The sequence below is a fragment of the Streptomyces sp. NPDC014623 genome (genome assembly GCF_043088245.1).
In the GTDB taxonomy this organism is placed as follows: Bacteria; Actinomycetota; Actinomycetes; order Streptomycetales; family Streptomycetaceae; genus Streptomyces.
The window spans coordinates 311,201-325,490 of sequence record NZ_JBIBZU010000002.1 but is presented as its reverse complement, the minus strand read 5'-3'; the positions used below and the strand labels follow the sequence as shown (position 1 = coordinate 325,490).

General features: G+C 73.7%; 12 protein-coding genes. 8 read left to right on the top strand and 4 right to left on the bottom strand.

The genetic code is table 11. The features are described from left to right. The first annotated feature begins 525 nt into the window (after positions 1-525). Positions 526-2,850, top strand: a complete 2,325-nt coding sequence (locus ACF1FZ_RS05485) for a SpoIIE family protein phosphatase (protein ID WP_391772055.1) — start codon at positions 526-528, stop codon at positions 2,848-2,850. Positions 2,851-2,858: 8 nt separating this feature from the next. Here ACF1FZ_RS05485 and ACF1FZ_RS05480 read toward each other — a convergent pair whose 3' ends face one another. Further along, the gene (locus ACF1FZ_RS05480; protein ID WP_391772054.1) at positions 2,859-3,065 is read right to left on the bottom strand and encodes a DUF4287 domain-containing protein; all 207 of its coding nucleotides are present in this window, start codon (positions 3,063-3,065) and stop codon (positions 2,859-2,861) included. 200 nt (positions 3,066-3,265) lie between these two features. Here ACF1FZ_RS05480 and ACF1FZ_RS05475 point away from each other — a divergent pair, with 200 nt between their 5' ends. Genes ACF1FZ_RS05475 through ACF1FZ_RS05465 form a run of 3 tightly spaced genes read left to right on the top strand, consistent with a single transcriptional unit; the run spans position 3,266 to position 7,934 of the window. Continuing rightward, a complete protein-coding gene (locus ACF1FZ_RS05475) occupies positions 3,266-3,790 on the top strand; it encodes a hypothetical protein (RefSeq protein WP_391772053.1) in 525 nt (174 codons plus the stop codon). Positions 3,791-3,795: 5 nt separating this feature from the next. Continuing rightward, positions 3,796-6,495 (top strand): substrate-binding domain-containing protein, encoded by a 2,700-nt coding sequence (locus ACF1FZ_RS05470; RefSeq protein WP_391772052.1) that lies wholly within the window; start codon positions 3,796-3,798, stop codon positions 6,493-6,495. Further along, positions 6,492-7,934, top strand: coding sequence for an extracellular solute-binding protein (locus ACF1FZ_RS05465; protein WP_391772051.1), 1,443 nt, complete (start codon positions 6,492-6,494; stop codon positions 7,932-7,934). Before ACF1FZ_RS05470 ends, ACF1FZ_RS05465 begins: the two co-directional genes overlap by 4 nt. 12 nt (positions 7,935-7,946) lie before the next feature. Here ACF1FZ_RS05465 and ACF1FZ_RS05460 read toward each other — a convergent pair whose 3' ends face one another. Continuing rightward, the gene (locus tag ACF1FZ_RS05460; protein ID WP_391772050.1) at positions 7,947-8,954 is read right to left on the bottom strand and encodes an SEC-C domain-containing protein; all 1,008 of its coding nucleotides are present in this window, start codon (positions 8,952-8,954) and stop codon (positions 7,947-7,949) included. 246 nt (positions 8,955-9,200) lie between these two features. On the opposite strand from ACF1FZ_RS05460, the gene ACF1FZ_RS05455 reads away from it, so the two are divergent. The 3 genes from ACF1FZ_RS05455 (at position 9,201) to ACF1FZ_RS05445 (ending at position 11,375) form a co-directional block, all read left to right on the top strand. Further along, a complete protein-coding gene (locus ACF1FZ_RS05455; protein ID WP_391772049.1) occupies positions 9,201-9,521 on the top strand; it encodes a DUF6412 domain-containing protein in 321 nt (106 codons plus the stop codon). Between the two features lie 97 nt (positions 9,522-9,618). After that, positions 9,619-10,389 (top strand): YidC/Oxa1 family membrane protein insertase, encoded by a 771-nt coding sequence (locus tag ACF1FZ_RS05450; protein ID WP_391772048.1) that lies wholly within the window; start codon positions 9,619-9,621, stop codon positions 10,387-10,389. Between the two features lie 125 nt (positions 10,390-10,514). Continuing rightward, positions 10,515-11,375, top strand: coding sequence for a fumarylacetoacetate hydrolase family protein (locus ACF1FZ_RS05445; RefSeq protein ID WP_391772047.1), 861 nt, complete (start codon positions 10,515-10,517; stop codon positions 11,373-11,375). 45 nt (positions 11,376-11,420) lie between these two features. Here the strand turns inward: ACF1FZ_RS05445 and ACF1FZ_RS05440 are convergent, their stop codons facing one another. Continuing rightward, on the bottom strand, positions 11,421-11,900 hold the full coding sequence (locus ACF1FZ_RS05440; protein ID WP_391772046.1) for a heme-degrading domain-containing protein: 480 nt from the start codon (positions 11,898-11,900) through the stop codon (positions 11,421-11,423). Further along, on the bottom strand, positions 11,897-13,003 hold the full coding sequence (locus tag ACF1FZ_RS05435; RefSeq protein WP_391772045.1) for a Gfo/Idh/MocA family oxidoreductase: 1,107 nt from the start codon (positions 13,001-13,003) through the stop codon (positions 11,897-11,899). The genes ACF1FZ_RS05440 and ACF1FZ_RS05435 overlap by 4 nt, the downstream gene beginning before the upstream one ends. A gap of 56 nt (positions 13,004-13,059) precedes the next feature. Here ACF1FZ_RS05435 and ACF1FZ_RS05430 point away from each other — a divergent pair, with 56 nt between their 5' ends. Beyond that, complete coding sequence (locus ACF1FZ_RS05430) at positions 13,060-14,199, top strand: ROK family protein (protein ID WP_391772044.1); 1,140 nt, start codon at positions 13,060-13,062, stop codon at positions 14,197-14,199. Positions 14,200-14,290: the final 91 nt, after the last annotated feature.

Genomic DNA, 14,290 nt, shown 5'->3' with positions numbered 1-14,290 from the left:
CGTCACGTGCAAGTGCAGTTGTATCAAGGGGTACTGACATGAGGTTATGAGCGGTTCTCAAGCTCGCTCCCCTTCCACCAGCGCCTCCACGCTCACTGCCCCCGGCTTCACCGGCACAGCGCGTAAAGGTCCTCCCGGAAGGTGGGGAACTCCGCCCGCGCTTCCGTGACGCTCTCCTTCACCGTCCGGCGCGGTGTCGTCGCACGGTGTTCGGCGAGCCGGACCAGAGAGGCGTAGGAGCGGGGGCCGGGCTCCGCGGCAAGGGCGGCCCCGCTCGGGCCGTAACCGTCGGCCGGGACTCACAGGAAGTCCGAGAGGTTGCCCGCCACCACACCGCACGCCCCTTCCGAGCCCAGGAACACGGTCGGCTGGCACACACACCCGCCCGGGACCAGGGCCGAGGCCCGACCCGTGCCCCGCTCCGGTCGCGGGCGGCGGGCCTGGGGCCGATGCTGATTGCGTACGTGTCCACGTGTGCGGAGGCCCGGACCCGGGTCCCGTGCGGGGGGCGAAGGAGCTGGGCCCATGGCAGATGCGCCCCTGATGGTCGTGGACGGCGCCGGGCTGGTCACCGGGTGGAGCCGGGCGGCCGAGCGGCGCTACGGGACGGCCACCGCCGATGCGCTGGGGTTGAGCCTGACGGACGTACTGGCCCGGGACCCCCAGGGCGCGGGCCCCCGGAGGGCGGGCGGCGCCGCACGGGTGGCCGGAGATGACGGGACGCCCGCCGGGTTGCGGCTGGAGCCGCTCGCGGGGGAGGGCTGGGCCGTCCGGGCGGCCGACGAGGGCGGAGACGCCGTCGGGACGGCACTGCTGGACGTGATGTTCGCGCAGACACGCGTACGCGTCCACGTGCTCGACCCGGAGCTGCGCCTCCTGCGGACCGACGGCCCCTCCGCCGGCTCCGGCACGGACGAGACCGAGCGGCTGCGCGGGCGGCCCTTCCGTGACGTGTACGCCTTCGAGGAACCCGAGCGGGTGGAGGCCTTCGCGCGGGAGGTCCTGCGCACCGGTGTGCCCTGTGTCGAGAGCCCGTTCCACGCGCACCCCGGCGACGCCCCCGGCCGGCGCACTCTCGCCCTGACGGCGTTCCGGCTCCAGGAGGGGCGTGGGGCGCGGCGGAGCGGTGACGGCGCGGTCCTGGGGGTCGCCGTATCCGTCGCCGACGTCAGCGAACAGCTCAGGAGCCGCGGCCGGGACGCGGCGCTCGCCGCGGTCCGCGACAGCGTGGGCCGGACACTGGACGTCGACGCCACCTGCCGGGACCTCGTGGACGCGCTGGTCCCCGGTTACGCGGACATCGGCGTCGTCGAGGTCGTCGACGCGGTCCTGCGCGGCGAGACACCCGAGCCCGGGCCGCTCGGCCCGGACGTGCCGCTGCGGCGTGCCGCGTACGGCGGCGGCAACCAGGCCGCCCACCCGGTCGGGGAGGTGCGGCCGGTGCTGCCCGGGACGCCCTACCAGCGCGCCCTCTCCGACCTGCGGGTCCGCGTCCTGCCGCTCGAGGACGTCCCGTGGGCCGACGCCGACGCCGCGCGTGTGGGCTCCGTCCGGAAAGCCGGCGCGCACACGCTGCTGCTGGCGCCGCTGACGCTGCGCGGGGCGGTCCTCGGGCTGGTGGCCCTCTACCGGTGCGGTGACTCCGAGCCGTTCACCGAGGAGGACGTCCCCGTGGCGGCGGCGATGGCGTCCCGGGCCGCGCTCGGCATCGACAACGCCCGCCGCTACGTGCACGAGTACACCGTCGCCAGCGCTCTCCAACGCCGGCTGCTGCCGCAGAGGCCCGCGCTCCAGCCCGCCGTCGAGGCGGACCACCTGCTGCTGCCCGGCGGGGACGCCGGCACCTGGTTCGACACGATCGCCCTGTCCGGGGCCCGTACGGCCCTCGTCATCGGGGAAGTGTTCGAGCGCGGCATCCACGCGGCCGCCACCATGGGACAGCTGCGCACCGTCGTCCACGCCCTCGCCGCACTGGACCTGGAGCCCGACGAACTGCTCGCGCGCCTGTACGACACGGCGACGCGGCTCGCGGACGAACGCGCCCGGCTGCCGAAGAGCGACCCGCTGCACCAGGAACCGCTGGCCGCGACATGCGCGTACGCCGTGTACGACCCGTTCACCGAGACGTGCACCGTGGCCTCCGCCGGCCACCCCGCCCCCTTCGTCGTGGAACCGGGCGGTGACGCCTTCGTCGTCGGCCTGCCCGTGGGGCCGTCACTGGGGGCGGCGGACCGGTCCCCGGTCGTGGCGGCCCCCTTCCCGCTCCAGGAGGGCAGCCTGATCGTGCTCCACAGCAACGCGCTGCGCGGCCACGCCCAGCCCTCCTCGGGCGCGCTGCGCCAGGCGCTCACGCCCACGGACCGGCCGATGCGCGACCTGTGCGACGCGGTCGCCCGCGCCCTGCCGGACAGCCCCGACCTCCAGGGCTCCGCCCTGCTGCTGGCCCGGACCCACGCCATGCCCGCGGACCGGTACGCCGCATGGGAACTCCCCTACGACAGGACGGCCCCGGCGACCGCGCGCCGCCTCGCGTCCGAGACGCTGGCGGACTGGCACCTGGAGGGCGACACGGGCGACGCGACCGAGCTGATCGTCAGCGAACTGGTGACCAACGCCGTGCGCTACGGCCGCCCGCCGGTGAAGCTGCGCCTCATCCTCGACCGGGGGCTGACCTGCGAGATCCGGGACGGCAGCACCACCGCCCCGTACATGAAGTACGCCGGAGCGGTCGACGAGGGCGGGCGGGGGCTCTTCATCATCTCCCAGCTCGCCAACCTGTGGGGCACCCGGTACGCCGCCGAGGGCAAGACCGTCTGGTCGGAGCAGGTGATTCCCGGGGGACAGGGCTGAGGAGGGCCCTACTCGCCCTCGGCGAGCGTGTGCGCGACCAGTGCGTTGGCGTGGCCGTGGCCCAGGCCGTGTCCGGCCTTGAGCCAGGAGACGAGCTCCATGTGCCCGGTCAGGGGCGAGGACCGGATGAGGTCCTTCCACTCGGCGACCGGACGGCCGTACTTCTTCTCGATCGAGGGGAAGTAGCTCGCCGGGCCCTTCACTGCTTCGGTCATGTCGCGGTCCTGTCCTCGGGGTCGGTCGTGGCGAGCGCCACGCGTGTTCGCGGGTCTCTCAGGGCTTATGACTTCCGAAGGGCGCAGAAGTGATCGGTGGGCGTGCGACGGCCTTCAGTTGAAGCCGGACAAAGAGGTGCCTCGTGTCAACACCCGTGAAATACTCGTGTGTTCGGGGACCCGCCCCTCATGTGGCGAGGGTGACGGGGTCGATGGGGCTGATGGGGGCAGGCGTGGCGGACGGGGCGAGGACGAGCGGGCAGGACCAGGGACGGGAGACGGTCGAGTTACGCATCAGCCTCACCGGGACGCACACCCGGCGCGACGACCTCCAAGCCCTGCACACCTGGCTCAAGAAGGCGCCGGTCATCGAGGACGCGCTGGAGCGGAACGAGCTCGGCCTCGAGCGCAAGGACTCGTTCACGCAGGTCGAGGCGATGGGCGGGGAGCTGATCCAGGACATCATCCTGGTCGTGTCCGTCGAGCTGGCGCGCTCCGTGGCCGAGAACGCCTGGCGGTCCGTGGAGACCTGGCTGCGCAACCGGCGGCGGTTCGCCGGCCCCGAGGAGACGCCCCGCGTCACGCTCGAGGGGCCGTCGGAAGGCCCGGGCTCCGACCTGAGGCGTGACACCGGGCCCGGCACCGGTGGTGACGGGGGACCGGATGCGGGGCCCGGCTCCCGCGGGGACGACCGAGCGGGCGGCGACGAGCCCGGAGAGGTCTAGCAGCCGTGCCGCCGTACGACGCGCGCGGCGAGGAGAACAGGTCCAAGCGGCACAGAGCCGTGCTCATCGGGGTCGAGCACTACGCGGGAAACCGGAACGACCTCCCGGCCGTCACCACGAACCTCCGCCTCATGCGCGAGGCCCTGACCGCCGGCAGCACCGGGGTGCTCGGCCCGGAGGACCTCGTCGTGGTCCCCGCGAACGGCGGTCCGACGGCCGGAGTCGACCCGCTCCAGGTGCGTGCCGTGCTGACCGCTGCCCGCAAGGAGGTGACCGGGCTGCTGGTCGTCTATTTCGCCGGGCACGGCATCGTGCGCCCCGACGGCAGCGACCTCAACCTGATGTTCACCGAATCGGGGGTGACCAGGGACCGGCAGCACCCCTTCCTCGGCACCCTGTCCTGGCGCGACGACGTCATGCCCGAGCTGCGCAACTGCCACGCCGACTGGGTCGTCGTCATCCTCGACTGCTGTTTCGCCGGTAACGCCCTCGCGGCCTTCAGCCCCGCCGCGGGACAGAATTTCGCCCTGCTCACCGCGGCGGAGCCGGGAGTGGAGATCCCGCCCGGCGATCCCCGTACCGGCACGGAGTTCACCGCCGCCCTCCACCGGCTGCTCACCACGGGCGAGGGAGAACCCGTCACGTTCACCCGGGTCGTCACCGGGATACGCGAGGCGATGGCGCCGCTCAAGGCGGTCGACGGGCACCCGTGGATCCCGGACGAGCTGCGGCACGGCGACGACGTGGTGCTCGCACTCGCGGCGGACGCGGGAAGGGAGCCCCTGAAGCCACGGCCCGTCCCGCCCCCGCCGCCCCCTCCACCGCCCCCGCCGACGTGGTGGCAGCGGCCGGCGGCCTTCTCGCGCCGGCTGCCGGGCGCCCTGGCCCGCCGCCTGACGCGTACGGCCGTGCTCGTCCTGGCCGGTCTCGTCGCTCTCGGCGGAACCGGCGTGTGGTACTTCACGGGCCCGCCCCCGGGCGGCTGCGATTCGCCCCTGGAACTCCGCGTGCTCACCGACCCCGACCTGCTGCCCACCGTGCAGAAGGCCGCCGACGCCTACCCCGAGCGGGACGCCCGCGGCTGCCGGTCCGTCGGCATCAACGTGTACGACGCCAAGGCCACCGACGCCGTGGCGGCGTTCCGGTCCTCCTCGCTCTGGCAGGAACCGCCCGCCGCCTGCCCCGCCTCCGGTGACTGCCTGCGGCCCCAGCGGGACGTCGGCGCGCAGCCGGACATCTGGATCCCGGCCGCCGGAAGCGCGTGGCAGCGGGCGACGGCCGACGGGGCGGGCGGCGGCACCGCCTCCGCCGCGGCCGGGGGCCAGGGGTCCGCCGCGGACGCGGGGAAGAGCGTCGTGGACCTCGACCGGCTGGGACCCGTCGCCTACACACCGATGGTCCTCGGCGTGCCGGAGACCATGATCCTGGCGCGGTCCCTGCAGACCGACGATCCGCTCGGCGAGATCGTCTCCGCGCTGGAGGAAGCCCAGGACGTCGATGTCCTGCGCCCCGACCCCGAGGGGACCGAAGGTGCCCTGCTGGCCACCGACGCGCTCTACGCCGCCTCCCGTCCCGGCGGCGCGGCCACGGTGGAGCAGGGCATGGCCACCGCGCTGCGGCCCATGCCCTCCACCGCCCGGGAGCTGATGTGCCTGCTGGCCGACGGCGCGCACAACGACCTGGAGGACCGGGCCGCCGTCCTCGTGCCGGAGCAGACCCTGGCGCAGTTCAACCTGTCGGCGGGCGAGGCCGGCCGTCCTGCCTGCGCGACGGAGGCACTGAAGCACCGGGTGGCCCACTACCCCTCCGACGTGCCGATGCTGGACCTGCCCTTCGTCCGGGTCACCTGGGACGGGGCCGACCGGGACGCCGAGGACCGCAAGGCGGCCGTCGAGGCCTTCCACCACTGGCTGGTCACGGACCCGGTCGCGCAGAGGTGCTTCACCGACGACGGTTTCCGGGGTGTCGAGAAGAGCCGCCCGGCGCCGCCGGACGACGGCTCGGTGCTGCGGAAGAAGGACAACGCGACAGCCGTGCGCGAACAGATCCCGAAGACCGGCCAGGGCACCGACGTGTCCGCGTCGCTGAACGACACCCTGAGCCGCTACCGGGGGGCGCTCGGGCCCGGCCGGGTGCTGTACCTCCTCGACAACTCGTCCTCGATGGCGGACGAGCGGGTCTGGGACGGCACGGGCGGCGCCAAGGAACTCGTGGTCCGCTCGATGCGTTCCCTGGCCGCCGAGGACGCGTACGGGGTGTGGGAGACGGCCGTGGAGGAGGGCGAACCCGCCACGGACCGCGTGCCGTTCGGGCTGCAGGCCACGGCCGGCGCACAGAGGGCCGTCGCCGGTGCGAGGACCGCCGATTTCGACGCCCGCATCGCGGAGGGCCTGGAAGCGGCACTCGCCACGCTGCGTGCCGGCCCCGCCGGGGCGGAGCAGCCGCGGCTGCTCGTCCTGGTCACCGACGGCGAGGACTTCGAAGCCGTCGGGAAGAGGGACCAGCAGGACCTGGTCGCGGACGCGGGCAGGGCGCCGCTCGTCAGGATCGTGACGGTCTCGCTGCAGGACGGTGCCTGCGCGCCCGGCCGGTTCGGCGAGCGGCTCGCCGAGGTGAGCGGCGGACGGTGCCTGGGCCCCGCCGACGACCTCGCGGCCGAACTGGCGGCGGAGGTCGCCAAGACCGGTACGGGGGACGCGAGATGACCTGCCACGACCGTCGCGCGGTCCGCCGGGGGCGGATCAGGTCCGCTGCCGCGCTCGGCTGCCTGCTCACGCTCCTCGCCACCGCCTGCACGGGAGGGCCCCGGGACGCGGAGGAGGCCGGACGGGAGCAGGCGGCCGAAGGGCCCATCGTCGTCGCCAGCGGGCTCGACGTCACCGGCTCCGGCAGCGTGCGGCAGCAGCTCATAGAGGAGTGGAACCGCCTGCACGCGGGGTCGAGGACCCGGCAGGCGAAACTCGTCGAGCTGCCCGGTGGCGCCGACCAGCAGCGCAGCCAGCTCCTCGGCGCCCTCCAGTCCGGCAGCGCCCGCTACGACGTGGTCAACCTCGACATCACCTGGATCCCCGAATTCGCCGAGGCCGGGCTCATCAGCCCCCTGCCCGAGGCCGGGACCGGTGCCGCCGCCGATGACGACCGCGACTTCATCAGGGAGGTCCACGCCACCACGGTCTGGAAGGGCCGTTCCTACGCCCGGCCGTTCAACACCGACGTGGGACTCCTCTACTACCGGCCCGACCTCCTGACGAAAGCCGACATCGAGGCGGACAAGCAGCCCACCGCCAACTGGACGTGGGACCAGCTCTACTCCTCCGTCAAGACCCTCGGACTGAACCCGGTCCGCCGCGACGAACGCGCGGGATGGACCACACAGCTCAAGCAGTACGAGGGGCTGACCGTCAACACCGTCGAGGCGTTCGCCGACGCCGGCGTCGAACTCGCCGACAGCGAGGGGCGGTACAGCTCCGGCGCCGGAGAGCTGAAGAAAGGGCTCGACCGCCTCCTCGACCGGATCGAACGGGGCCGGGTCCAGCCGGCCGCGCTCACCTCCGACGAGACGGCGTCCCTCACCGACTTCGTCGAGGGACGCGCCGTCTTCCTGCGCCACTGGCCCTACGCGTACGGGGCACTGGGAGGCCGGATGGACCCGGCGGCCTACGCCGTGAACCGGCTGCCCGGAAAAGCCGTGCTCGGGGGACAGAACCTCGCCGTCACCGCCGACTCGCGCCGTGGCGACGACGCCCGCGAGCTCATCACCTTCCTGACCTCACGGGAGAGCGAACGCTGCCTGCTCGACGCGGGCTTCGCGGCGACCCGGGCCTCCGTGTACGGCAGCGCCGCGCAGCCCTGCTGGCCCCGTGTCGCCGCCGCGCTCCGGCCGGCCGGGGACAGCCCGGAGGCGGCGGCGACGGGCGAGGGCGGGCTCGAGGAGCAGGGGGCGAACGCGCGCGCCACGTACATCCGGATCCTCGGCGCGGCGCTGACCGAGGCGGTGCAGCGGCCGCGCACCCCGTACTACGGCGCGTTCACCCAGGTCCTCCAGTCCCATGTGCACGCGTTGCTGGCCGCGGAGAGACCCGACACCGCCGAAGCGGCCGACGAGCTCGACGACGCGCTGCGGGACGTGTTCGCGGGCAGGTGACGGGAGCCTTCCTCAGCCCGCGCCGTGGCACCCGCGGTACGGACGCCCCGAGCCGCACCAGCACGCCGCGCTGCGCTGCGGGGGCCACGGCACGGCGCGGCCGCGGGCCGCGAGCGTCGTGGCGTACTGGGGGAGCAGGTCCGGATCGGACGGGGACGCGGCCTCCGACGCGGCGAACGCCTCGTAGGAGGGGACCGTGCCCGTCACGATGCCGAGATTCGGCGTGCCCGCCGCATGCAGGTCCCGCAACGCCGCCTCCAGACGCGCCAGATGGTCCTCGTGCGAGACGTACTCCTGGGAGAGCTCCGGGTAGGCGGTGAGGAGCTCGCGCAGCTCGCCCTCGGGCCAGTGCAGCACCGCGACGGGGAACGGACGGGACAACGCACTGCGGTAGGTGCCCAGTTCGGCACGGAGACGGGTGATCTCCGCCTGCAGCTCGCCCGGGTCCGAGGAACCGAGGGACCACAGACGCTTCGGGTCGTGCAGCTCGTCGAGGGGGACGGCGGCGGTGTGCAGCGTGTCGGCCAGCTCGTCCCACGCGTCATGGGCGACACCCATCAGCCTGCGTACCCGGTGCCGCCCGGTCAGCAGCGACTGGGTGGGGTAGGGGACGTCCTCGCCCGGTGCGATGAGCAGTGTCAGCGCGGTCGAGAAGAAGTCGTGGGCCGCCTCCAGCTCGTCGTGCGCTTCGAGCGTCTCCGCGGCGATCTCCCACGGCGCCGCTTCGAGCGGGCCGGCGGCGCGGATGCCGTCGATGATCGCGCGGGCCTCGGCCTCGTGGCCGTACTCCCACAGGTTGGCCGCTTTGAGTGCTTTGACCAGATACGGGTGATCGATGCCGCTGTCGGCGGAGCCGAGCAGCTCGTCGTAGAGGGTGCTCGCGCGGGCGCGCTCACCGGCGAGCTCCAGATGGGCCGCGGCCTGGAGGAACAGCGGTTCGTGGTCCTCGGGGTACTGCGCTGCGGTGCGCAGCAGGCGCTCGGCTTCGGTGATGTGGTCGGCAGGCGTGTCGGGGCGCATGGAGCACACGGTACTGCGGGACGGGTGCGAGGTGAGAGGGAGTGGGCCCGAGCGCTGATGAAGGCCGCGGGACGGCGGGGAGAACACCCGGTGCTCCCGCGGGAACGGCCGAGCCGGCCCGGCGCTCCCGGCAGCCGTGCGCTGCCCGCCCCCGGCGGCTCCTTCAGCCGCTGGAGGCCGATCGTGTATAACGGCTGAAGGGCACGAACGACACGGAGCGAAGGGGGAGGGCCGGTGGACGACGCCATGAACCGTGTACGCCGCGCGGTCGCCCGCCTCGTGCGCCCCGCCGCGTTCCTCGTCCTGTTCCTCACCGAGGTCCTCCTCGCCGAAGGCGGCAGCCTCTCCGCCGCCGTCACGCTCGCCGCCACCGCGGCCGCGGGCTCGGCGCTCCTGGCCTGTTCCGTCATCAGCGCCCGCTGCGCGGCTCCAGTGCCCCGTACGAGAGTGCGCACCGCCATCCGGGACCGCGAGAAGCGCACCGCGTTCCTCCCGCAACGGGACCCCGACGCCCGGGGACGCACCAGGCCCCGGGCTCCCGGGGCCGCCCTCCTGACGGCCGCGTAGAGGCGCGTAGAGGGCACACCTTCCACGGCCTCCTGCGCGGGTCGTCCTGCCGAGTCACGTACTCCCCGGCACGACGAGACCCCCGGAGGGCTCACCCATGTCCGCTTTCATGTCCGCCTTCGCGAGCCTGGTCGGCGCTCTCGCCGACCTGCTCCAGCCCCTCTTCCAGCACGCTTCCACCGCTGCCGCGATCGTCCTGTTCACCGCCCTCGTACGGTTCGCCGTCCACCCCCTCTCGCGGGCGGCGGCGCGCGGGCAGAAGGCCCGCACCAAGCTCCAGCCGCAGATCGCGGAGCTGCGCAAGAAGCACGCCAGGAACCCCGACCGGATGCAGGAGGCGCTCATGGAGCTCCACGCGAAGGAGAAGGTCTCGCCCCTCTCCGGCTGCCTGCCGAGCCTGCTCCAGATGCCCGCCTTCTTCCTGCTCTACCACCTCTTCTCCAGCCGGGACATCGGCGGCGAACCCAACTCACTGCTCGGCCACGAACTCTTCGGCGCCCCGCTCGGCGAGCGCTGGCACGACGCGCTCGCCGATGGCGGTCCCTTCGGTGAGCAGGGCCTGGTCTACCTCGCGCTCTTCGTGCTCGTCGCCGCCGTCGCCACCTTCAACTACGGCCGCACCAAGCGGCAGATGGCGGCGAACCCGATGACACCGGCCACCGGACCGGACGGACAGCCCGTGCCCGGCATGGGCGCCATGACGAAGGTCATGCCGCTGATGTCCTTCCTGACCCTCTTCTCCGTGGCCTTCGTGCCCCTCGCCGCGGCTCTGTACATCGTCACGAGCACCACCTGGACCGCCGTCGAGCGCGCGTACCTCTACCGGGAGACCCCGGCAGCCGAGGCCGCCGTCGCGCCGGCCGTCTGAGCACCCGGGGTCCAGTGCGTGAACAGGGTCTTGCGGAGTGATCGGATGTCTTGGAGGATCAGCCGAGCCTTTCGCTGGCCGCAACCCATCGACGGGCTCGACCTCGACCAAGGGGAGATGGACCGTTGAAGCTTCTTCGAGTGGGTACGGCGGGCGCGGAACGGCCCGCACTGCTTGACCGTAACGGGACCTTGCGGGATCTTTCGGGCCTCGTCACCGACATCGACGGCGAACTCCTCGCCGACGCCTCGGCGCTGGACCGGTTGCGGGAAGCGGCCCGGACACCCGACGTCCTGCCCCCGCTCGCGGCGGACGGCCTGCGGATCGGGCCGCCCCTGGGCCGGATCGGCAAGATCGTGTGCATCGGGCTGAACTACCACGACCACGCCGCCGAGACCGGAGCGGCGATCCCGGACGAGCCGATCCTGTTCTTCAAGGCCCCCGACACCGTCGTCGGCCCCGAGGACACCGTCCTGGTGCCGCGCGGCAGCCGGAAGACCGACTGGGAGGTCGAACTCGCCGTCGTGATCGGCCGCACCGCCCGCTACCTGGACTCCGCCGAGGAGGCGCTCGGGCACGTCGCCGGATACGCGACCTCGCACGACGTCTCCGAACGGGAGTTCCAGATCGAGCGCGGCGGCACGTGGGACAAGGGCAAGAACTGCGAGACCTTCAACCCGCTGGGCCCCTGGCTCGTCACCGCGGACGAGGTGCCCGACCCGCAGGCGCTGCCGCTCAGGCTGTGGGTCAACGGGGAGCTGAAGCAGGACGGCACGACGGCCCGGCAGATCTTCCCCGTCGGCGAGGTCGTGCGCTACCTGAGCCACTTCATGACGCTCTACCCGGGCGACGTCGTCAACACCGGCACCCCGGCGGGCGTGGCCATGGGCAGGCCCGAGCCGAAGCCGTACCTCCGGGCCGGAGACGTCGTGGAGCTGGAGGTGGAGGGGCTGGGGCGGCAGCGCCAGCGGCTCGAGGACGCGTAGGACGAGGCGCGGCCGCCGGGAGGTCCCGGCGGCCGCGCCGCGCGTTCAGGTCCGGGCGCGCGTCACGAACTGCTCCAGGGCCTCCACCACCAGCGCGTGGTCCTCGGCCTGCGGCAGACCCGACACCGTGACCGAGCCGATCACCCCCGCTCCCTCCACCGCGAGGGGGAACGAACCGCCGTGAGCGGCATACGTGTCCAGGTCCAGCCGCGAGGACTCCTCGAACGTGGTGCCCTTCGCCCGGAACCGCGTACCGACCAGGTAGGAGCTCTCCCCGTACCGCTCCACCACCCGCCGCTTACGGTCGATCCAGGCGTCGTTGTCCGCGCTCGAACCCGGCAGCGCGGCGTGGAACAGCTGCTGGGCGCCCCGCCGGATGTCGATCGCGACCGGGGCGTGCCGCTCACGGGCCAGGGCCACCAGCAGGCCGCCCAGGGCGTACGCGTCGTCGTGGCCGAAACGCGGCAGCGTCAGACGCCGCTCCTGCGCGATCAGCTCGGAGATGGTCGGCGCACCGGTGCTCATGCGTGCTGCTCCTCGTCGTGGTGGGGAAGAAGGGTCACGGACACGCCCTCGCGGGCCGAGCGCCGCGCCGCCTCCAGGACGTCCAGCGCCGCGGCGGCCTGGAGCGCCGTCACCGGGTTCCCGCCCCTGCCACGCAGGGCGGAGGCCACGGCGGCGTAGTACGCGGGGTAGTCACCCGGCAGCGTGCGGACCAGGTCGCCGCCGCCGGTCAGCGGGGACTCCCCGGAACCGATCCGGCCCCACAGCTCCTTTGGCTCCTCGCCCCACGGCTTCCCCGGCACCGGACGCGCGCCCTCACGCAGCGCGGTCTCCTGCGGGTCCAGGCCGTACTTCACATAGCCCGCCTTCGAGCCGAGCACCCGGAAGCGGGGGCCGAGCTGCGCCGTCGTGGCGCTCACGTACAGATGCGAGCGCACCCCGCCGGCGTGCGTGACCGCGATGAAGGTGTCGTCGTCGGCCGCCGCACCGGGGCGGCGCACGTCCGACTCCGCGTACACCTGCACCGCCGGCCCGAACAGGGTGAGTGCCTGGTCGACGACATGGCTGCCCAGGTCGTACAGCAGCCCGCCGATCTCCTCCGGGTCGCCCGACTCGCGCCAGCCGCCCTTCAGCTGCGGACGCCACCGCTCGAAACGGGACTCGAAGCGCTGCACCTCACCGAGCTCACCGTCCTCGACCAGGCCGGCCAGCGTGAGGAAGTCGTTGTCCCAGCGGCGGTTCTGGAAGACCGAGAGCAGCAGCCCCCGCTCCGCGGCCAGCGCCGCCAGCTCACGGGCCTCCGCGGAGGTGCCGGCGAGCGGCTTGTCCACGACCACCGGAAGCCCCGCCTCCAGCGCGGCCCTCGCGAGCGGGACGTGGGTCCTGTTCGGCGAGGCGATCACGATCAGGTCCAGCTCGTCCGCACGCGGCCACAGCTCGTCGGACGAGGCCGCCAGGCGCACGCCGGGGAACTCGGCCCGGGCCTGCGCCTGCCGCTCCTCGTTCGACGTGACGACCGTGTCGAGGACGAGGCCCTCGGTCGCGGAGACCAGCGGGGCGTGGAAGACGGAACCCGCCAGGCCGTAGCCGACGAGCCCGACGCGAAGAGGAGCGTTGGCAGTCATGCGACCCACTTAAGCAACGCTGTTGCCAAAGTGCAAGCGATGGAGACAATGGTGCGGTGAACAGGAGCAACAGCGGGAGCGGCGGGGCGAATCTGCCGGCTCTGCGCCACCACAACGCGTCGCTCGTCCTCGACCTGCTGCGCGTGGCCGGTGAGCGGGGCATCAGCCGGCTGGAGCTCGCCGAGCGCACCGGGCTCACCCCGCAGGCCGTCAGCAAGATCACCGCCAGGCTCCGCGCGGAGGGCCTCGCGGCCGAAGCCGGCCGCCTCGCCTCCACGGGCGGCAAACCCCGCACCGTCCTGCGGCTGGTCCCGGACGCCGGATACGCCGTCGGGCTCCACCTGGACCGCGACGAGCTCACCGCCGTCCTGGCCGACCTCGCCGGCACCACGGTCGCGACCCGCGCCTTCCCGCTCGACCTCGGTGCCCCGGCCGCCGAGGTCCTCGCCACCGCCGCCCACGCGGTGCGGGCGGTCCGGACGGCGGGCCCCCGGGCCCCCGGTCCCGCAGCCCGGCAGGTCTTCGGCGTGGGTGCCGCGCTGCCGGGCCCGCTGGACCACCGGAGCGGGGTGCTGCACCGGGTCACCGGCTTCCCCCGATGGGACGGCTACCCGCTGCGCGACGCCCTCGCCCGGGAGACGGGGCTGCCCGTCGTCGTCGACAAGGACACCAACGCCGCCGCCCTCGGCCTCGCCCTGCGCGGACGCGCCGGAGCCGACTTCGCCTATCTCCACCTGGGCACCGGCCTCGGCGCCGGGCTCGTCCTCGGAGGGGCCCTGCACCGGGGAGCCCGCACCGGCGCCGGGGAATTCGGCCACCAGACCGTCCAGCTGGACGGACCCCCCTGCGACTGCGGCGGACGAGGCTGCATCGAGGCGCTCTGCCTCGCCGCCGCCGCCCGCGGTGACGTCGCCGGGGCGGCCAGGATCCTCGGAGCGGGCGCCGCCAACCTCGTCGGGCTGCTCGACATCGACCGGGTCGTCCTCGGGGGCCGTACGGTCGCCGCCCACGAGGCCGCCTACGTGACGGGGGTCCGCGCCGTCATCGAGGAGCGGGCCCGGCGGGAGGGCGCCACCGCCGCCGTACCCGTCACCGTCGCCGGCGGCGGCGACCGCCCCGTCGCGGAGGGAGCGGCCCAGCTCGTCCTCGCCCCGCTCTTCGGGAGGGCCGGCGAGGACGGCGGCGTACGGGGCTGACGGCGGCCCGGACCCCTTCGCCGCCCCCGCGCCGCCGGACGTACGGGGCCGAGTGCCTCCGCGCCACCGGACGGACCCGTTCGAGCGGATC